Origin of the sequence: Dactylosporangium cerinum, assembly GCF_042653625.1 — a bacterium.
Taxonomy (GTDB): Bacteria; Actinomycetota; Actinomycetes; order Mycobacteriales; family Micromonosporaceae; genus Dactylosporangium; species Dactylosporangium cerinum.
The window spans coordinates 43350-66293 of sequence record NZ_JBHSIU010000014.1 but is presented as its reverse complement, the minus strand read 5'-3'; the positions used below and the strand labels follow the sequence as shown (position 1 = coordinate 66293).

Below are 22944 nucleotides of genomic sequence, written 5' to 3'. Positions count from 1 at the left end.
ACCGTGTCCACAGTGGACGTGCTGCGGCAGCTGGACGACTGGAACAACCCGACGGAGCCCGGCCACCGCAGCACCGTCGCCGCGTTGTTCACCGCCCAGGTCCGGCGTTCGCCGGAGGCGCCGGCCCTGGTCGCGGGGGACACCCGGCTCAGCTACGCCGAGCTGGGTGCCCGCGTCTTCCGGCTGGCCCGCTCGCTGCGCGCCCGCGGGCTCGCCGACGAGGAGATCGTCGGCATCGCCGTGCCGCGGTCCGCGGAGATGGTCGTCGGCGTGCTCGCCGCGATGGTGGCCGGCGGCGCGTTCGTGCCGGTCGACCCGGCGTGGCCGGCGGAACGCCGCCGGCAGGTGCTCGACGACGCCGCCGTCCGCATCGTCCTGGACGAGGCCGAGTTCCGCGACGGCGCGCACGCGGACGAGTCGCCGGAGCCGCTGGACCTGGACCTGGCGCCGGGCCGGCTCGCATACGTCATCTTCACGTCCGGCTCGACCGGGCGGCCGAAGGGCGCGATGATCCGGCACGAGGCGATCTGCGAACGCCTGCGCTGGCAGGTCGAGGAGATCCTCGGGTTCGGCGCCGGCGACGCCAGCCTGTTCAAGGCGCCCCTGGCGTTCGACATCTCGGTCAACGAGATCCTGCTGCCGCTGGTGTCCGGCGGCACCGTCGTCGTGGCCGAACCGGGCGGCGAACGCGACCCGCAGTATCTGCTCGACCTCATCGCCGGGGAGCGGGTCACGTTCGTGTACCTGGTCTCCTCGATGCTGGACGTGCTGCTGGAGATGGATCGCGGGCACGGCCGGCTCGGCGGGCTCAAGCACGTCTGGTGCGGCGGCGAGGTGCTCACCCCTGAGCTGTTCGACCGGTTCCGCACTCAGCTCGGCACCACCCTCTATCACGGCTACGGCCCGGCCGAGGCGACCATCGGCGTCTCCCACGTCATCTACCGCGACGCCGCCGAACGCATCGCCACCTCGATCGGCCGGCCCAACCCGCACACCCAGCTGTACGTGCTGGACGACGCGCTCACCCCGCTGCCGCCGGGCGCGACCGGGGAGCTGTACGCCGCCGGCTTCCTGCTCGGCCGCGGCTACGTCAACGCACCCGGGCTGACCGCCGCGCGGTTCGTCGCCAACCCCTTCAACGCCCTCGGCGGCCGCCTCTACCGCACCGGCGACCTGGCCCGCTGGACCCCGGACGGCGCCCTGGAGTTCGTCGGCCGGGCCGACAACCAGGTGAAGATCCGCGGGATGCGCCTCGAACTGGAAGAGGTCGAGGCGGTCCTCGCCGCGCACCCGGCGGTGCGGCACGCGGCCGTCGCCGTGCGGCGCAACCCGGCCGGCGCGAGCCACCTCGTCGGCTACGTCATCGCCCCGGTCGAAAGCTCCGGGGACGCCGACTTCACCGGCTGGTGCGCCGGTCGGCTGCCGGAGTACGCCGTGCCCAGCGTCGTCGTGCGCCTGGACGCGCTGCCCGTCAACGCCAACGGCAAGGTCGACCGGGCCGCGCTGCCCGCGCCCGTCCTGCCCGGCAGCACCGGCACCGGCCGGGCCCCGCGGACCGCCATGGAGCAGGCGCTGTGCGACGTGTTCGCCGCCGTGCTCGGCGTGCCCGTCGCGGCCGACGACGACTTCTTCGCCCTCGGCGGGGACAGCATCGTCGCCATCGGCGTGGTCCGCGAGGCCCGCCGCGCCGGGATCGCGATGCGCCCCAGGGACCTGCTGACCCACCGGACCCCGGCCGGCGTCGCGGCCGTCGCGGCCGCCGCCGCCGCGCCCACGTCCGAGGTGGACCGCACCGGCGACGTCCCGGACACGCCGATCGTGGCGTGGCTGCGCGAGCACGGGCCCGCCCTCGACGGGTTCTACCAGGCGGTCACCCTGCACACCCCGGCCGGACTCACCCTGGACACCCTGCAGCGGATGGTCGTGGCGCTGCTGTCCACCCACGACGCGCTGCGCGCCCGGGTCGCCGGCGGCAGCCTCACCATCCCGCCGTTTGACCCCGCCCTGGTGCCGGCCGTGGTGCGGGTCCCGTCCACGGCGGACGGTGCGGCCCTGGACGGCGCCGTTGCCCGCCTCGACCCGGCGGCCGGCGTGATGGCCGCGTTCACCTGGCTCGACGCCGGGCCGGACGCGCCCGGCCGGCTCATCGTCGCCGTGCACCACATCGTCGTCGACGGGGTGTCGCTGCGCATCGTCGCCGAGGACCTGCGCGCCCTGTGGGACGCCGTCACCGCCGGCCGCCCCGCCACGCTGGAGCCGGCCGCCACGTCGCCGCGGCAGTGGGCGGACGCCCTCACCACCGCCGCCCGCGACAGGCGGTTCGCCGCCGACGCCGCGTACTGGCAGGCCGTCGCCGCCGTCGCCGACCCGCCGCTCGGCCACCGCCCGCTGGACCCGGCCCGCGACGTCGTCGGCACCGAACGGCGGCTCACCGTCAGCCTGTCCACCGCCACCACGGCGCGGCTGCTCGGCGCCGTCCCGGCCGCGATCCACGGCGGCGTCGACGACGCGCTCGTCACCGCCGCCGCCCTCGCCGTGCACCGCTGGCGCGGTGGCGCCCCCGGCCCGGTCCTGCTGGAGCTGGAAGGGCACGGCCGGGAGGAGGAACTCGCCGGTGACCTCGACCTGTCCCGCACCGTCGGCTGGTTCACCACCCTGTTCCCGGTCGCGGTCGACGCCGGCGACGGCACCGACCTCGGGGCGTCGGTCAAGGCCGTCAAGGACCAGCTGCGCGCGGTGCCGTCGCACGGCCTGAGCCACGGCGTGCTGCACCACCTCGCCGGACGGGCCGGCCTCGCGGCCACCCCGCAGGTCCTCGTGCACTACCTCGGCCGGTTCGGCGCCGGCGACGGCCGCCCGTGGACGGAGGCGTCCACCGTCGCCGAGGACCGCGACCCGCGGATGCCACTGCCCCGCGTCCTGGAGCTCAACGCGGTCACCTTCGACACCGCCGACGGCCCGGTCCTGTCCGCGACGTTCAGCTGGCCCGCCGGGGTCCTCGACGAGGACGCCGTGCGCACCTTCGCCGGGCACTGGACCGGCCTGCTGGACGCGATCGCCGCCGACCCGCGGGTCGCCGGGCACACCCCGTCCGACTTCCCCCTCGCCGCGATCGACCAGGCCGACGTCGACCGCTTCGCCGGTGACGTGCCGGTGGGCGGGCTGCTCGACGTCCTGCCGCTCACGCCGCTGCAGGCCGGGCTGTACTTCCACGCGACGTACACGACCGGCGCCGACCCGTACGTGGTGCAGCAGCGGGTCGAGCTGACCGGGCCGCTGGACCCGGACCGGCTGCACGCCGCCGCGGACCGCCTCCTGGACCGGCACCCGAACCTCGCCGCCGCGTTCCGCCCGACCGGCGCCGGCGACATCGTGGCCGTGCACGCCGCCGGCATCGTCGCACCGTGGCGGACCGTGACCGTCACCGACCCGCGGGACCTCGACGGCGTCGCGGCCGTGGACCGTTCGCACCCGTTCGACCTCGCCGAGCCGCCGGCGATGCGGTTCACGCTGGTGCGCCTCGCCGCCGACCGGCACGTCCTCATCCACACGATCCACCACATCGCCGCCGACGGCTGGTCGGTGCCGATCATGTTCAACGACCTCCTGGCGCTGTACGCGGGCGACCCGCTGCCACCGGCCGTGCCGTTCCGCGACTTCCTCGCCGCGGCCGGTGCCCAGCGGCCCGACCACGCCGTGTGGGACCGGCTCCTGGACGGCGTGCACGAACCGACCCGGCTGCTCGGCGCGCTGCCCCCCGCCCCGGCCGGCGCCGACGGGCACGGGCGGGTCACCCGCGAACTGCCCGCCACGCTCAGCGCCGCCGTGCGGGCCTTCGCCACCGCGCACGGCCTCACCGTCGGCAACGTCGTCGGCGGTGTCTGGGGCGTGCTGCTCGGCCGGCTCACCGGCCGTGCCGACGTCACGTTCGGCTCGACCGTCGCCGGCCGGGGGCTCGCCGTGCCCGGCATCGAGCGCATCGCCGGCCTGCTCATCAACACCGTCCCGGCGCGGGTGCGCTGGGCACCGGGGCAGCGGCTCGCCGCCGCCGTCGGCGCGTTCGCCGCCGACCAGCGCGAGATCATGGACCACGAGCATGTGCCGCTCACCGAGCTGCAGCGGCGGCTCGGCATCCAGGAGCTGTTCGACACCCTCGTCGTCGTGGAGAACTACCCCGACGTCTCCGTCGCCGGCGGCGACCTGCGGGTCACCGGCATCGACGTCGTCGAGGCACCGCACTATCCCGTCACGCTCATGGTCCGGCCCGGCGACCCGTTCACGATCGCCGTCACCCACGACCGCCGGCTCGTCGACCCGGCCACCGCGTCGCGCCTGCTGGAGCAGTACGTGGCGCTCCTGTCGGCCCTGGACGCCACCTGTGCCGTGCCCCTCGCCGAGGTGGTCGCCGCGCCCGCCCTCCCGGCCGCGCACGACGGGACCGTCCTGGACCTGCTGACCTTCCCCGATCGGACCGCCGTCGTCTGCGGCGACCGGGAGCTGAGCTACGCCGAGCTGGACCGGCGCTCCGGCCGGCTCGCGCACGCCCTCGCCGCCGCCGGGGTCAGCCGCGGTGACGTCGTCGCCGTCGCCGCCGGCCGGTCCGCCGACCTGCCCGTCGCGGTCCTCGGCGTGCTGCGCGCCGGCGCCGCGGTCCTGCCCGTCGACCCCGCCTACCCCGCCGCCCGCATCGAGCTCATGCTCCGCGACGCGGCCCCGGTCTGCGTCCTCACCGACGACACCGCCGGTGGGTTGCCCGCGCACGGACTGCCGGTGCTGCGGATCGGTGCGGCGATCGCCGCCGCCACCGGACACCTGCAGGTGTCCGGGCTCACCGGCGCCGACGCCGCCACAGTGCTGTTCACGTCGGGCTCGACCGGGGTCCCGAAGGCCGTCGTCGGCACCCATGCGGCGCTCGCCAACCGGCTGGCCTGGGCCCGCGACGCCTGGCCGGCCGGGGTCCGGGTGGCGAAGAGCTCGCTGAGCTTCGTGGACGGCACCACCGAACTGCTCGGCGGGCTCGTCGCCGGCGCCACGACCGTCCTCGCCGACGACGCCACCGCCGCGGACGGCGCCGCCCTCGGCCGGCTCGTCGAGGACAGCGGCGCCGAGCAGCTCCTGGCCGTGCCGAGCCTGGCCGCGGCCCTGGCCGAGTCCGCCCCGTCCCGGGTGCGCGGCCTGCGCCGCTGGATCACCAGCGGCGAGGCGCTGACCCCCGCCGTCGTGCGGGCCCTCGCCGCCGCGTCACCGGCCGCCGAGCTCGTCAACTCGTACGGCTCCTCCGAGGTCGCCGGCGACGTCCTCACCACCGTCGTGGATCCCGGCCAGGTGACACTCGGCACGCCCGTCCCCGGCGTCCAGGTGCACCTGCTCGACGCGGCCCTGACCCTGGTCCCGGACGGCGCCGTCGGTGAGATCTACGTCGGTGGCGGGCAGAACGCCCGCGGGTATCTGGGCCGGGCCGGGATCACCGCCGGCAGGTTCGTCGCCGACCCGTTCGGTGCGCCGGGGGACCGGCTCTACCGCACCGGCGACCTCGGGCGCCGCGACAGCGCCGGGCGGATCGAGTTCCTCGGCCGGGCCGACGACCAGGTCAAGATCAACGGCTTCCGGGTGGAGCTCGGCGAGGTCGAGGCGGCCCTGACCCGCCGGCCCGGGGTGACCGACGCCGCCGCCGTCCAGCGCGGCAACGCCCTCGCCGCCTACGTCGTGGGCACCGCAGTCGACCCGGTGGCGGTCCGCGACGCGCTGCGGGCCGAACTGCCCGCGCACCTCGTCCCCGCGACCATCACGGTCCTGGACGCGATCCCGTTGCTGCCCAACGGCAAACGCGACCGGGCCGCGCTGCCGGCGCCCGTCACGGCGCGGGCACGGGGCGGCGCGCCGCGCACCGCCCGCCAGGCCCGGATCAGCGCCTGCTACACCGCCGTGCTCGGCACCGAGGCCGGGCCCGACGACGACTTCTTCGCCCTCGGCGGCGACAGCATCGCCGCCATCCGCGTCATCAACCGGCTGGCCCAGGACGGCATCGTGCTCACCACCCGCGACATCTTCGACCACCGGACCCCCGGCGCCCTCGACGCGCACCTCGGCACCGCGGCGCCGGCCGGAGTGCCGGCCGCCGCCGGCGACCCCGAGGCGTCCGGCCCGCTGCCGCTGCTGCCCGCCGTGGAACGCCTGACCGACGTCCCCGACGGCGGACCCGCCCGGCTCGCCCTCTTCCAGGCCCCGGCCGGACTCACCGAACCGGTCCTGCGGCGGGCGCTGCAGGCCGTCCTCGACCACCACGACGGGCTGCGGCTGCGGATCACCCGCGAGTCCGGGCTGTTCCTCACCCTGGAGATCACCGCACCCGGCACCGTCGACGCCGCGGACCTGCTGCGCCGGGCGCCGCTGTCCGGCGGCGCCCTCGACCGGGCGGTCGCCGCCCTGGACCCGTCCGCGCCGCTGACCGTCGTGTGGCTCGACGCCGGCGCGGACACCGCCGGGCAGGTGCTGCTCGCCGCCCACCCCCTCGCCGCCGACGACGTCACCCTCACCCTCGTCGCCGACGACCTCGCCGCCGCCTGCACCGCCGTCGCCGACGGCCGGACGCCGCACCTGGCGCCGGTCGGCACGGCGCTGCGCGCCCACGCCCGCGCCGCGCAGGAGGACGCCGGCCGGCCCGGCCGGGTCGCGGAGTTCGCGCACTGGCAGGACGTGCTGCGGCCGGGCGCGGACCCGGCGCCCGGCTTCCGCGGCGGCGCCGTCACCGGCCGGCAGGCCCGCGTCTTCGCCGGTCCCGTCGCCGCGAAGCTCGCCGCCGCGCCCGAGCTGGCCGCCCTCGCCGCGCTCCGCGTGGCCGTGCCGGACCCCGCCGACCTGGTCGTCGAGGTCGAACGCGCCGCCCGCCACCTCGTGCGGGTGGCACCGGACGAGGACCTCACCCGCACCGCCGGGCTGTGCGCGACCGTCGTGCCGGTGCGGATCGCCGCCGCCTCCGACGGCGCGGCCGCGCTCGTGCACGCCGCCGTCGCGCTCGGCGCCGCACCCGACAACGGCGCCGGGCACGGCCTGCTGCGGCACGGCAACCCGCGGGTCGGCCGGGCCCTGGAGGCCTTGGAGATCTCGGGGCGCGCCGCCGGCCCCCGGATCCTCAGCCGCACCACCGGATTCGGCACCCCGGCGGGCTGGCCCCGGCTGGCGATCGAAACACCCGCCGACCCGCTGCTCGGCTCCCGATACGCGGTGCAGTGCGAGCTCGCCCTCACCGGCGACGGCCGGGTCGAGGCGACCCTGCAGCACGTGTCCGACGTGGACGGTGCCACGCTCGCCGAGCGGTGGTGGCACGCGCTGGAGACCCTGTCGCGGCAGCCGACCCCGCCCGCCGCCGAGGTGTGGGAGCTGTCCCCGCTGCAGCGCGGCGTGTACTACCAGGCCACGTTCGACCAGGTCGCCAACACGTACATCGCGCAGAACGTCTTCGACCTCGACCGGCGCGTCGACGTCGACGCGATGACCCGCGCGTTCGGCGAGCTGCTGCGCCGGCACCCGACGCTGCGGGCCGCGTTCGTCGGCGACGGTGTCCCGGCCCCCGTCCAGGTGATCGCGCCCGAGGTCGCCGCGGCCGTCGCCGTGGTCGAGGTCCACGACGAGGACGGCTTCGCCGCGCTGGCCGCCCGGGACCGGACCGAGCCGTTCGACCTGGCCACGCCGCCGCTGGTCCGGCTCACCGTCGCCCGGCGCCCCGGCGGCCGCGACACGCTGCTGCTGACCAGCCACTTCCTGCTCTGGGACGGCTGGTCCCGGGAGCTCGTGCTGCGTGACCTGTTCGCCCTGTACGCGGGGCACACCCCCGCCGCGCCGGCGGCGTCGTTCACCGACTACCTCGGCTGGCTCGCCGCCCGCGACACCGCCGCGTCGGCCGCCGCCTGGCGCCGCGCGCTCGGCGACGTCTCCGAGGCGACCCTGGTGGCGCCGGAGGCGGCGGGCCGCGCGCCGATGCTGTCGGAGCGGGTCCTCGCCGTCCTGCCCGCCGGGGTCACCGCCCGGCTCACCGAGCAGGTCCGGCACGCCGGCCTCACCCTCAACTCGCTGCTCACCGCCGCGCTCGGCCTCGTCATCGGCTACGAGACCGGCCGCACCGACGTCGTCTTCGGCACCACCGTCGCCGGCCGCCCCACCGACCTGCCCGGCATCGACCAGGTCGTCGGCCTGTTCCTCAACACCGTGCCGGCCCGGGTCACCGCGACCGCCGGCACCACCGTGCTCGACCTCGCCCGCCGGGCCCAGGCGGACCGCCTCGACCTCGGCCCGCACGAGTACCTCGGGCTCGGCGAGATCCAGCGGGCCGCCGGGCACGAGCAGCTCTTCGACGCCCTGTACGTGCTGCAGAACTTCCTCGCCGACGACACGTTCGCCGACCTGGAACGCGAGCAGGGCATCGTCGGCGTCGACTACAGCGACACCACCCACTACCCGCTGACCTGGGTGCTCACCCCGGGCGCGAACCTGCGGCTGAAGCTCGAATACCGCCCCGACGTGTTCACCGAGGCGCGGGCGACGGCGATGACCGACCGCCTCGTCAGGCTCCTCACGATCCTGGCCGGCGGCCTCGACGTCCCCGTCGGCGCCGTGGACCTGCTGTCGGCGGCCGAGACGGACGCGCTGCGGGCGGCGTGGCGGGCCACGGAGCACCCGATCGGCGCGGCGACCATCGCCGACCTGCTCGCCGAGCGGGCCGCGACCTGCCCCGCCGACACCGCGCTCGTCTCCGGTGCCGAGGTGCTGACCTACGCGGAGCTGGACGCCCGGGTGAACCGCACCGCCCAGCTGCTCCTCGCCAATGGCGCCGGGCCGGAGCAGATCGTGGCCCTCGCTTTGCCGCGCGGCGTCGACATGGTCGTGGCGCTGTTCGCGGTGCTGCGGGCCGGCGCGGCATACCTGCCCCTCGAACTGGACCACCCCGTCGACCGGCTCGCCGACATGCTCGCCGACGCGCGCCCGGTGCTGCTGGTCGCGCTGCCCGGCACCGCGGTCGCGGCCCGGCACGACGGCGCCGTCGTCAGCCCCGCCGACGCCGCCCACTTCCCGTCGGACCCGCCGCCCCGCGACGACGACCCGCACCGCCTGGACCGGCCCGCCTACGTCATCTACACGTCGGGGTCCACCGGCAAACCGAAGGGCGTCGTCACCCCGTACCGCGGCCTCACCAACATGCAACTGAACCACCGGGCCGAGATCTTCGCCCCGGCGGTCGCCCGCGCCCGGGCCGCCGGCCGGGACCGGTTGCGGATCGCGCACACCGTCTCGTTCTCCTTCGACATGTCGTGGGAGGAGCTGCTGTGGCTGGTGGAGGGCCACGAGGTGCACGTGTGCGACGAGGAGCTGCGCCGCGACGCGGTCGCGCTCGTCGCCTACTGCCGGGCGCAACGGGTCGACGTGATCAACGTGACCCCGACCTACGCGCATCACCTCTTCGACGAGGGGCTGCTGGACCCGGCCGGGCACCCGCCGTGCCTGGTGCTGCTGGGCGGTGAGGCCGTCTCCGACGCGGTCTGGTCGCGGCTGCGCACCTCGGATCGGTCGACCGGTTACAACCTGTACGGGCCCACCGAGTACACCATCAACACCCTCGGCGCGGGCACCGACGACAGCGCGACGCCCACCGTCGGCCGGCCGATCTGGAACACCCGCGGCTACGTGCTGGATCAGTTCCTGCGGCCCGTGCTGCCGGGCACGGTCGGCGAGCTCTACATCGCCGGGGCCGGTCTGGCCCGCGGCTACCTGCACGCCTCCGGGCTCAGCGCGGCGCGGTTCGTGGCGGACCCGTTCACGGCCGGCGGTCGCATGTACCGCACCGGCGACCTGGTCCGGGAGCGCGCCGACGGGAACCTGGACTTCCTCGGCCGCAGCGACGACCAGGTGAAGATCCGCGGCTACCGGGTCGAGCTCGGCGAGGTCGAGGCCGCCGTCGCCGCGCTGCCGCAGGTCCGGCAGGCCGCCGTGGTCGCCCGCGCCGACGCGGTCGTGCCGGGGCTGAAGAAACTGGTGGCCTACCTGGTGCCGGCCGGCGACGGGACCGACCTGGCCGGCACGGTCCGCGCGGCACTCGCCGAGCGGCTGCCGTCCTACATGGTGCCGTCCCTGTACGGCGTCGTGGCGTCGCTGCCGCTGACCGTCAACGGCAAGCTCGACGTCGCCGCCCTGCCGGAGCCGTCCGCCCCGGGCGGGGCCGGCGGCGCGCTGCAGGGCCCGCGCAACGAGCGTGAACGCGTGCTGTGTGCGATCTACGCCGACGTCCTCGGGCTGAGCGCGATCGGCATCGACGAGGACTTCTTCGTCGCCGGCGGCGACAGCATCGCCTCGATCGCGGTCGCCGGCCGGGCCCGCCGCGAGGGGCTGCCCGTCACGCCCCGCGACATCTTCCGCCGGCGCAGCGTCCAGGCGGTCGTCGCCGCCCTGCCGGCTGCCCCGGCGGCCATGGGCGGCACCGGCGGCCCCGTCGACGACGGCACCGGGCCGGTCACGCTGACCCCGATGCTCGCCGAGACCCGAGCGGCGGCGACCCCGCTGTCGCGGTTCTACCAGGCGATGACGTTGCGCACCCCGGCCGGGCTGACCCGGCCGGCGCTCGACGCGGTCCTGCGGGCCCTGGTCGACACCCATCACCTGCTGCGGGCCGTCGTCGACCGGGACTGGACGATCACCGTCCCGCCGCCGGGGACGCCGGTGCCCGTCACCGAGGGCCCGCTCGACGTCGCCGCCGCGGCGGCCCGGCTCGACCCGCACCGCGGCGTCATGCTGCAGGCCGTCTGGTCGGCCGGCACCCGGGAGCTGCTGCTCGTCGTGCACCACCTGGTCATCGACGGCGTCTCCTGGCGGATCATCGGCGCCGACCTGGCCCGCGCCTGGCGGGATCCCGCCACCTTGGAGCCGGTGCCGACCTCCTTCCGCGGCTGGTCTCGGCTCACCACCGCGCACTCGGAGCGGTTCACCGCGGAGCTCGGCCACTGGCGGGACGTCCTGGCCACCCCGGACCCGCTGCTCGGCTCGCGCGCGGCGGACCCGGCCGTCGACACCGCCGCCACCGTGCGGACCGTCACCGTCACGCTGCCGGCCGCCGACAGCGGCGCCGTGCTGACCCAGGCGCCGGCCGCCCTGCACGGCACCGTCAACGACGTCCTGCTGACCGCGTTCGCCCTGGCCGTGCGCGCCTGGCGGCCCGCGGCCGACCCGGCGGTCGTGGTCAGCCTCGAGGGCCACGGCCGCGAGGGCGACGTCTACGGCACCGACCTGGACCTGTCCCGCACCGTCGGCTGGTTCACCGCCATCTACCCGGTCCGCCTCGACCCCGGCCCGGTCGCCTGGGACGACGTCCTCGCCGCCGGGCCAGCCCTGGCCGGCGCGGCCCGCGCGGTCAAGGAACAGCTGCGGGCGGTGCCCGCCAAGGGCCTCGGCTACGGCGTCCTGCGTCACCTCCGGCAGGAGCTGACCGGTCCGGTGCCGCAGATCCTGTTCAACTACCTCGGCCGGTTCCCGACCGGCTCGGCCGCCGACTGGGCCCCGACCGGACCCCTGGAGGAGGGCGTCGACCCGGCGAACCCGGCGATGACGCTCGAGGTCAACGCGTACGCCGCCGACGGGCCGGACGGCGTCACGTTCACCGCGGCGCTGTCGTTCCCCACCGGGCTGTTCGCCGAGGCCGACGTGACCGGGCTGGCGCGGCGCTGGCTCGCCGCGCTCGCCGCCCTCGGCCGCTGCGCGGACCTCGCCGGGCACACCCCGTCGGACTTCCCGCTGGTCCGCCTCGCCCAGGACGACGTCGACGACCTCGCCGGCGCCGAGGACATCCTGCCGCTGCTGCCGTTGCAGGAGGGCATGTACGTCCACCAGGCCATGTCGGACCCGGGCGCCGACACGTACCGGGTGCAGCAGGTCGCGCGGCTGTCCGGCCCGGTCGACCCGGTGCGGCTGCGGGCCGCGGTCGAGGCGGCCGTGCGGCGGCACGCCGCCCTGCGTGCCGGCTTCCGGGAGCTGCGCGACGGCCGGATCGTGCAGGCGATCGCGCCGTCGGTCCCGGTGCCGTGGCGGCACGTCGCCGACGCCCCGGATCTGGACGCCGTGTGCGCCGAGGAAATCGCCGAGCCGTTCGACCTGGCCCGGCCGCCCGCGCTGCGCTACGCCCTCGTCTCGCTCGGCGCCACCGACCACCGGCTGGTCGAGACGATGCACCACGTCCTCGCCGACGGCTGGTCCTACCCGCTCGTGTTCAGCGACATCATCGCCGCGTACGAGCTCGGCACGGACCTGCCCGCGCCCGCGACCACGTTCCGCGACCACGTCGAGGCCGTCACGGCCCGCGACCGGGACGCGGCCCGCGCCGTCTGGTCCCGCGCCCTGGACGGGGTGGTGCCGGCGCTGCTGTACCCGTCCGGCAGCCCCGTCGCCGCGCACGACAGCGTCCACCGGGCACTGTCCACGCAGGACACGGCGGCGCTGACCGCGGCGGTCCGCGCGCACGGGGTCACCCTCAGCACCGCCGTGCACGCCGCCTGGGGCCTGCTGCTCGGCCGGCTCCTCGGCCGTGACCGGGTGGTGTTCGGCTCGACCGTCTCCGGCCGCGGCGGCGACCTGCCCGGCGTCGAGACGGTCGTCGGCCTGCTCATCAACACGCTGCCGCTGCCGATGGCGTGGCGGCCCGACGAGCCGCTCGGCGCGGTCCTCACCCGCCTGCAGGAGCAGCAGAGCGAGGTCCTCGACGCGCAGCACATCGGCCTGGCCGAACTGGCCCGCCTCGCCGGGGTCCGCGAGTTGTTCGACTCGATGGTGGTCGTGGAGAACTTCCCCGCCGTGCGGTCCACTCCTGCCTCGCCGCTGACCGTGGACGGCTTCACGGGCACCGACTCGCCGCACTACCCGGTCGCGCTGGTCGCGTTCCCCGGCGACGAGCTGACCCTGGAGGTCAAGTACGACGTGGCCCTGGTCGGCGCGGCCCGGGCGGCCGAGCTGCTCGATGCCGTGGAGACGATCCTGCGCGGCTTCGCGACCGGCCTCGACGCGCCGGTCGGTGCGCCCGTCCCCGCCGACGTGCCCACAGTGGACGGCACGCTCGCGGAGCGCCGCGGCGAGGTGGACCCGTCGGCGGTGGCGGTCAGCCACGGGGAGGACCGGCTCACCTACGCCGAGCTCGACGCCCGCGCCAACCGCCTCGCCCGCGAGCTGATCGCCCGCGGCGTGCGGCCCGAGTCGCGGGTCGCGGTCGCGCTGCCCCGCGGCGTCGACCTGGTCGTGGCGCTGCTCGCCGTCATCCGGTCCGGCGGCTGCTACGTGCCCGTCGACACCGGCGCGCCGGTCAGCCGCAGCGCCTACATCCTTGCCGACGCGGCACCCGTGTGCCTGCTCACCGACGCCGCGACCGCGGCCGCGCTCGACGCCGGCATCCCGGCGATCCTGCTCGACGGCCCACTGCCCGAGCACGACCACGGACCGCTGTCCGGCACCGGGCTGCGCCCGGACAACACCGCGTACATCATCTACACGTCCGGCTCGACCGGGCAGCCGAAGGGCGTCGCGGTCACCCACCGCAACGTGCTGACCCTGTTCGCCGCCGCCGACCGGCTGTTCACGTTCGGCCCGGACGACGTGTGGACGATGTTCCACTCCTACGCGTTCGACTTCTCCGTCTGGGAGCTGTGGGGCGCGCTGCTCTACGGCGGCCGCCTGGTCGTCGTGGGCAACGACGTCGCCCGCGACCCGGGCCGCTTCGTCGAGCTGCTGCGCGCCGAACGCGTCACCGTCCTCAACCAGACCCCGTCCGCGTTCTACCCGCTCACCGCCGAGGACACGGCCGGGCTCGCCCTGCGCTACGTCGTCTTCGGCGGCGAGGCCCTCGACCCGGGCCGGCTGCGGCCCTGGTACGCCACGCACGCCGACGACGCACCGTTGCTGGTCAACATGTACGGCATCACCGAGACGACCGTGCACGTGACGTTCCGGGCGCTCAGCCGGCACGACGCGACCGCCAACAGCGTCATCGGCACCGCGCTGCCGAGCCTGCGCGCCTACGTGCTCGACCAGCGGCTGCAGCCGGTCCCGGCCGGCGTCACCGGCGAGCTGTACGTCGCCGGCGACCAGCTCGCCCGCGGCTACCTCGACCGGCCCGGCCTGACCGCGGCCCGGTTCGTGGCCAACCCGTTCGTGCCCGGACGGCTGTATCGCAGCGGCGACCTCGCCACCTGGACCGCCGGCGGCGACCTAATCTATGCCGGCCGCTCCGACCAGCAGGTGAAGGTCCGCGGCCATCGCGTCGAGCTCGGCGAGATCGAGGCCGCGCTGCTCGATGTCGAGGGCGTCACCAACGCCGCCGTCAACCTGCACGACGGCCGGCTCGTCGCCTACCTGGTCGGCCGGTCCACAGTGGATGTCGAGGCGGTCCGGGCGCACCTGGAGCGGCGGCTGCCGTCCTACATGGTCCCGGCCGCGTACCTGCCGCTGCCCGCGCTCCCGCTGACCGTCAACGGCAAGCTGGACCGGGCCGCGCTGCCGGCGCCCACCGGCGAACGGGCCGCGCCGGTGCAGGCCGCGGCCGGTGAGTCCGAGTCGCAGCGGCTGCTGCGCACGCTGATCGCCGAGGTCGTCGGGGTCTCCGAGGTCGGCGCCGACGAGGACTTCTTCGCCGTCGGCGGGGACAGCATCATCGCGATCCAGCTGGCCAACCGGGCCCGCCGGGCCGGGCTGTCGCTGACCCCGCGCGACGTGTTCGTGCACCGCACCGCGGCCGCCCTCGCCGCCCTGGCCGCGCCGCAACCACAACCGCAGCAGGAGCAGCCGTCCGACGGGGTCGGCGAGGTGCCGCTGCTGCCGGTCGTGCAGCGCCTGGCCGAGCTGGGCGGGCGGATCCACCGCCACAACCAGGCGGAGCTGCTGCTCACCCCGGCCGGCAGCACCCACGAGCGGATCACCGGCCTGGTCGAGGGGCTGGTGCGCCGCCACGACGCCCTGCGCCTCCGGCTGCACCGCCCGTCGCCGATGCTGTGGTCCCTCGAGGCCCGGCCTTCCTCGGACGCGTCCACCGTGGACGTGCGGCGGGTCGCCGCGGCCGGGCTCGGCGACGCCGCCTTGCGTGAGCTGATCGGCGTCGAGTCCGACGCCGCGGCGGACCGGCTCGACCCCGACGCCGGCGCCGTCCTGCAGGCCGTCTGGTTCGACCGGGGCCCGGCGGAGCGGGGCCGGCTGTTGCTGGTCGCGCACCATCTCGTCGTCGACGGCGTGTCCTGGCGGATCCTCACCGACGACCTCCGCGACGGCTCCACCGAGGCGCACGGCGGCACGTCGCTGCGCGCCTACGCCCGGCTCCTGCACGAGCAGGCCGGCCAGGCGGCGTGGCTCGGCGAGTTCGAGCACTGGGCCGCCACCCTCGCCCCCGGCGGTGAGCTCGACCCGACGAGGCACACCATCGGGCTGACCGTCGGCCAGACCCGCGAGCACGAGCTGCGCCTGCCGCCGGAGGTGACCGGGCCGCTGCTCAGCTCCGTCCCGGCCGCCGCGGGGGCCGACGTCACCTCGACGCTCGTCGCCGCGCTGCGGATCGCGGTGGGCCGCTGGCGGGCCGGCCGCGACGCCGACCCGGGCGCACCGCTGACCCTGGACCTGGAACGGCACGGCCGGGAGGAGTTCGACGGCACGGACCTGTCCCGGACCGTCGGCTGGTTCACCGCGATCGCCCCCGTGCGGCTGCCGGCGGTGCCGGACGGGCCGCGGGCCCTCGCCGACGTGCACAAGCTCGTCACCGCCGCACCGGACAACGGGCTCGGCTTCGGGCTGCTGCGCTACGCCAACGCCCGCACCGCACCCGCGCTCGCCCGGCTCGGCACGCCGCAGGTGCTGTTCAACTACCTGGGCCGGTTCGCGGCGGCGTCGCAGGACTGGGACACCGCGCCGGAGGCGGACGCGCTGCGCACCGCACCCGACCCGGACCTCGGCACGCCGTACCTCCTGGAGATCAACGCCGCCTGCCACACCACCCCGGACGGACCCGAACTGCGGGCCGTGCTCACCTACGCCGACGAGGGCCTCGACATCCCCGGTCTCGCCGCGCACTGGGCGGACGCGTTGCGCGAGCTGTGCGCGCCCACCGACGAGGTGTGGCCGCTGTCGCCGCTGCAGGAGGGCCTGTACGTCCAGGCCGGCCTCGCCGGTGCCGCGGACGTGTACGTCGCCCAGAACGCGTTCGACTTCGCCGGGCGCCTCGACCCCGAGCGGCTCGCCGCCGCCTGGTCGAAGGTCCTGGAGCGGCACCCGGCGATCCGCCTCGGGTTCACCGCCGGCGACGGGCCGCGGCCCGTCGCGGTGCTCGCCGCCGCCGTGGAGGGGCGGGTCGCGGTGGTCGAGGGCGACCTGGACACGATCATGGCCGAGGACCGCACCCGGCCCTTCGACCTGGCCACGCCGCCGCTGGCCCGGCTCACCGTGGTGCGCCGGCCGGACGGCACCGACCGGCTGCTGTTCACCTACCACCTGCTGCTGTGGGACGGCTGGTCCCGCGAACTCGTCCTGCGGGACCTGTTCGCCCACTACGCCGGGCAGACCCCGGCGCCGCCGGCGGCCCGGTTCACCGACTACCTCGGCTGGGTCGCCGCCCAGGACGCCGGCGCGTCGGCGCGGGCCTGGGCGGAGTCGCTGCGGGGCCTGGACGAACCCACGATCCTCTACCCGGCGGCTGCGGGCACCCGGCCGGTGCTCGCGACCAGCATCGCCCGGCAGCTCACCGAGGCGCAGACGGCCCGGCTCACCGCCCTGGCCCGGGCCCGGGGCGTCACCCTCAACGCGGTGCTCAGCACCGCGCTCGGGGTGGTCCTCGCGCACGCCGCCGGGCGCAAGGAGGCGGTGTTCGGCATCACCGTCGCCGGCCGCCCCACCGAGCTGCCCGGCATCGACGAGGTCGTCGGGGTCTTCCTCAACACCGTCCCGGCCCGGGTCACCCTCACACCCGGCGAGCCGGTCGCCGACGTGCTGCGCCGCGTCCAGGCCGACCGGATCGACCTGATGCCGCACGAGTACCTCGGCCTCGGCGAGATCCAGCGCGCCGCCGGCCGCACCACACTGTTCGACAACCTCTATGTGCTGCAGAACTTCCTCGACGACGACACGTTCACCGACCTGGAGACCGAGCACGGGATCGTCGGCGTGACCGCGGTCGACGCCACCCACTACCCGCTGACCTGGGTCGCCACGCCCGGCCGGCGGCTGCGGATCCGCCTGGAGTACCGCGCCGACGTCGTCCCGGCGGAGGACGCCGAGGCGCTGCTGGGCCGTCTGGAGCGGGTGCTGCTGGCCCTGGCCGAGGACGCCGCGACGCCGGTCGCCGCGCTGCCGGTCGCCTCTCCCGCGGTGCTGGAGGGCGTGCGGGGGGAGATCCTCCCGGACACCATCGCCGAGCTGATGGCGGCGCAGGCGGCGCGGACCCCGGACGCGCCGGCGCTCACCTTCGGCGCGACCACCGTCACCTACGCCGACCTCGACGCGCGGGTCAACCGCCTGGCCCGGCACCTGCTGAGCCTCGGGGCCGGCCCGGAGCGCATCGTGGCACTCGCGCTGCCCCGCTCGATCGACATGGTCGTGGCGCTGTTCGCCGTGCTGCGCACCGGATCGGCGTACCTGCCGCTCGAACTCGACCACCCCGACGACCGGCTCCTGGTGATGATCGAGGACGCCCGCCCGTTGCTGGTGCTCACCGCCGGCCGGCTCGACGGCGTCCGCCTGGACACCCTGGACCTGTCCGCGGTGTCCGGCGCCCCGCTCACCGGCACGGAGCTCGGCGCGTTCGCGCCCGGCACCCCGGGCCGCATGGACCATCCCGCCTACGTCATCTACACGTCAGGGTCCACCGGCAGGCCGAAGGGCGTCGTCACCCCGTACCGCGGCCTCACGAACATGCAGCAGAACCACCGCGAGGCCATCTTCGCGCCGACGATCGCCGCGCAGGGCGGCCGGACCCTCACCATCGCCCACACCGTGTCGTTCTCCTTCGACATGTCGTGGGAGGAACTGCTGTGGCTGGTCGAGGGTCACCACGTGCACGTGTGCGACGAGCACTTGCGGCGCGACGCGGTCGCGCTGGCCGCCTACTGCGCCCGGCACGGCGTCGACGTCGTCAACGTCACCCCCACCTACGCCCAGCACCTGCTCGACGCCGGCCTGCTCACCGGCGCCCACCGGCCGGCCCTGGTCCTGCTCGGCGGCGAGCACGTGCCCGAGGGCCTGTGGGCCACGCTCCGGGACGCCGACGGGGTGCTCGGCTACAACCTGTACGGCCCCACCGAATACACCATCAACACCCTCGGCGGCGGCACCACCGACAGCGCGACGTCCACTGTGGGCACGCCGATCTGGAACACCAGCGGCTACGTCCTGGACGACTGGCTGCGGCCCGTCCCGCCCGGGGTCCCCGGTGAGCTGTACATCACCGGCGCCGGGCTGGCCCGCGGCTACCTCAACCGGCCCGCGCTCACCGCCGACCGGTTCGTCGCGGACCCCGCGGTCCCCGGCGGCCGTATGTACCGCACCGGCGACCTGGTCCGGGTCCGCGCCGACGGCCTGCTGGACTTCCTGGGCCGCACCGACGACCAGGTGAAGATCCGCGGCTACCGCATCGAGCTCGGCGAGGTCCAGGCCGCGATCGCGGCGCAGCCAGGCGTCCGGCAGTGCGCGGTCCTCGCCGTGGCCGACGGCACCGGCGGCAAGCGGCTCGTCACGTACCTCGTCGCGGACGCCGCCCTGGACGTCGCGGCGCTGCGGAACGCGCTGAAGGCGACGATGCCGGCGTACATGGTGCCCACGGCATACGCCGTCGTGCCCGCCCTGCCGCTGACCGTCAACGGCAAGCTCGACGTGGCGGCGCTGCCGGAGCCGCAGTCCGTCGCCGCCGGCGGGCGGGCCGCCGCCACCGACACCGAACGGCGGCTGTGCACCGTCTTCGGCGAGGTCCTCGGCGTGCCCGGCTACGGCGTCGAGGACGACTTCTTCGACCGCGGCGGGCACTCGCTCATCGCGATGCGGCTCCTCGGCCGGCTGCGCACCGAACTGGGCGCCGACCTGCCGCTACGGGCCCTGTTCGACGCACCGACCCCGGAGCGGCTCGCGTTGCGCCTGTCCGGCGGCGCTTCTGTCGGCCGGCCCGCGTTGACGGCCCGCCCGCGCCCCGAACGCATCCCGCTGTCGCCGGCGCAGGAGCGGCTCCTGCTGCTGCAGCACCTCGACCCCGCCTCCACGGCGTACAACTACCCGCTCGTGATGCGGCTGCGCGGCAGTGTCGACGGCGCCGCACTGCGCGCCGCCCTGGCCGACGTGACCGCCCGCCACGAGGTGCTCCGCACCCTGGTCACCCTGGATGGTCAGCGGGTGCTGCCGTCCGTGCAGGTCCCGGTGTACGACCAGCTGGACGCCGCCCTGTCGCGGCCGTTCGACCTCGCGGCCGAGGCGCCGATCCGGGCCGCGGTCGTCGCCGAGCCGGACGGCGGCACCCTGCTCGCCCTGGTCCTGCACCACATCGCCATGGACGAGTGGTCCGACCTGCCGTTGCTGCGGGACCTCACGGACGCGTACACGGCCCGCCTCGCCGGCCGGGCACCGTCGTGGGCGCCGCTGCCGGTGCAGTACGCCGACTATGCCGCCTGGCAGGCCGACCTGCTCGGCGACCCGGCGGACCCGGCGAGCGGGCACGCCACGTCCCGGCGGTTCTGGCAGGAGCAGCTGCGCGGGCTGCCGGAGGAGATCCAGCTGCCCGGCGCGCTGCCGCGGACCGCACCAGGACCGGCCGGACAGGTCGGCGCGACGCTGCCCGCCGAGCTCGTCACCTGGCTCCGGACCCTCGCCGGGGAGCAGTCCGCGAGCCTGTTCATGGCCCTGCACGCCGGTCTCGCTGTCCTGCTGTCCCGGCACGGCGCGGGGGAGGACGTCCCGATCGGCACGCCCACCTCCGGGCGCGGCGACCCGGCGCTCGCCGACCTCGTCGGCTTCTTCGTCAACACCGTCGTGCTGCGCACCGACCTGTCCGGCGCGCCGACCTTCACGGACCTGCTGCGCCGGGTCCGCGCCGCCGATCTCGCCGCGTTCGAGCATGCCGAGCTGCCGTTCCAGCAGGTCGTCGAGGCGGTCAACCCTGCTCGCGCGCCGGGCCGCAACCCGCTGTTCCAGGTGATGATCGGCTACCACCACCGGCCCGCCGGGGACGGCACGGTCCTCGGCCTGCCGCTCGGACCCGAACCCGGCTTCGCCGCCGACCCGAAGGTCGACCTCAACGTGACCTTCGTCGACGCCGGGGCCACCGTCGACGTGACGCTCGAGTACGACACCGCCCGCTTCACCGCCGGGACCGTTCACCGCCTGGTCGAGCGGCTCGTCCGGCTCCTCACGGACCTGGCCGGGCACCCCGGCGCGGCGGTCCGGGACGCGGCGCTGCTGGCCGCGGACGACGAGGCGGACCTGGCGCGGTGGTCGACCGGTGGCCCGCTGCCGCCGACCGGTTCGTGGGTCACGGCGTTTCGCGGCCACGCCGCCCGGGCGCCGCACGCCGACGCGCTCGTCCACGATGGACGGACCTGGAGCTACGCGGAGCTCGACGCCGCCTCCGACCGGCTCGCCGCCGCGCTGATCGCGAAGGGAGCGGGCCCGGAGCAGCTGGTCGGCATCGCGCTGCCGCGCACCGCCGAGCTGGTCGTCGCGGTCCTCGCGGTGCACAAGACGGGCGCGGCGTACCTGCCGCTGGACCCGGCGTTCCCGGCGGACCGGCTCGCGTACATGGTCCAGGACGCCCGCCCCGTCGTGGTCCTGGACTCCTCGACGGACCTGTCCGGCACCGGCTTCTCCGGCGGCGCTGTGCCGGATCCGCAGAGCGCGGCCTACGTCATCTACACGTCCGGCTCGACCGGGCGGCCGAAGGGCGTCGTGGTCACGCACCGGGACCTGGAGGCGTTCCTCGCCGCCGTCGGCGAGGTCGTGCCGGTGACCGCCGCGGACCGGCTCCTCGCCGTCACCACCCTGTCGTTCGACATCTCGGTGCTGGAGCTGCTGCAGCCGCTACGCACCGGCGGCTGCGTCGTGCTCGCCTCCGGCGCGCAGGTCCGCGACCCGGCGCTGCTGGCTGATCTGGTCGGCACCGCGACGGTCATGCAGGCCACCCCGTCGCTGTGGGCGGCGCTGCTGGAGGCGTCCGATGTGGACCTCAGCGGCGTGCGGGCCCTCGTCGGCGGGGAGGCGCTGCCGCCGTCGCTCGCCGCCGCGTTGTCCGGGCGGGCCCGGTCCGTGACGAACCTCTACGGCCCCACCGAGGTCACCGTCTGGGCGACCGCGGCGCCGGTCGGCGCGTCCCGGCCCACCATCGGCGGCCCGCTGCCCGGCACGTCGGCGGTCGTCCTGGACGCCGCACTGCGGCCGGTGCCGCCGGGGGTGGCCGGTGAGCTGTACCTCGGCGGTGCCCAGGTCGCCCGCGGCTATCTCGGCCGCGCCGCGCTCACCGCGGGCCGGTTCGTCGCCGGGCCGGACGGTGACCGGCTCTACCGCACCGGCGATCTGGTGCGGTGGGTGGACGGGTCGCTGGAGTTTCTCGGCCGCACCGACTTCCAGGTGAAGGTCCGCGGGCACCGCATCGAGCTCGGCGAGATCGAGGCCGTCCTCGCCGGGCACCCGGAGGTGTCCCGGGCCGTGGTCATCGCCCGCGACGACCGGCTCATCGGCTACGTGACCACGTCCGGTTCGCCGGACCTCGGGCGCTACCTCGCCGACCGGCTGCCCGCGTACCTGGTGCCGGCGGCGTTCGTGGTGCTCGATGCGGTGCCGCAGACCCCGAACGGCAAGGTCGACCGGGCCGCGCTGCCCGACCCCGCGTTCGCCGCGGGGACGGCCGTGGACCGGCCGCGTAGCCGGACCGAGGAGCGGCTCTGCGAGCTCGCCGCGGAGGTCCTGGGGGTGGCCGGGGCCGGGGTCGGCGACGACTTCTTCGCCCTGGGCGCGCACTCGCTGCTGCTGGTCCGGCTCGCCGCCGCGATCCGCCGCGAGTTCGGAGTCGAGCTGGCGGTCGCGGACCTGTTCACGGCGCCGACCGTGGAAGGGGTGGCCCGCCGGCTCGCCGGTGACGGGCCGGCCGGCGACGCCCTGGCACCGGTCGTCACCCTGCATCCCGGGGCCGACCTGCCGCCGCTGTTCTGCCTGCCGCCGGCCAGCGGCCTGGTGTGGCAGTTCGCCGGGCTCAAGCGGCGGCTGCCGGCGGGGGTGCCGCTGATCGGGCTCCAGTCGCCGCGGCTGAGCCGCACCACGGACCTGCCGGTGACCCTGGACGACCTCGCGGACGAGTACGCCGGGCTGGTGACGGAGGTCGCCCCGGACGGGCCGGTGCGGTTGCTCGGGTGGTCCTTCGGGGGTGCGGTGGCGCATTCGGTGGCGGCGCGGCTGGTGGCGGCCGGCCGGGACGTGACGTTCGTCGGCATGCTCGACTCGCACCGGTCCCTTCCGGCGGCGGTGTCGGGTGACTGGGATGGGCCGGCGGCGATCGCGGCGCTGCTGCAGGAGTTCGGCTTCGACGTGTCGGCGGGCGCGGTGCCGACCGTGGCGGACGCGGTGACGTTCGTGCGGGCCGCCGGCGGCGGCGTGGCCGCGCTCTCCGACGCGCAGATCGCCCGGGTCGTGGAGAACTACCTCGACAGCGACCGGATGATGGCCGGCGCGCGGCCCGGCGTCCTCGCCGCGGACGTGCTGTTCGTCGACGCCACCGTCCCGGAGGCCGGGTTCACCGGCACCGCGTCGGACGGCTGGCGCTCCCTTGTGGACGGCCGGTTCCAGGCGGTCGGGATCGCCTGCGGGCACTCGGAGCTGCTCGACCCGCACGTGCTGGGGCAGCTCGGCCCGATCGTCGCGCGGGAGCTCCTCGGGGTCTGAGCGCGCGGAAGGGGGCGGCGCCGGTCGGCGCCGCCC

At 76.1% G+C, this 22944-nt stretch carries 1 protein-coding gene; it reads left to right on the top strand.

Translation table 11 applies throughout. The features are described from left to right. Positions 1-3: 3 nt before the first annotated feature. Complete coding sequence (locus ACFPIJ_RS14165; protein ID WP_380115257.1) at positions 4-22908, top strand: non-ribosomal peptide synthase/polyketide synthase; 22905 nt, start codon at positions 4-6, stop codon at positions 22906-22908. Positions 22909-22944: the final 36 nt, after the last annotated feature.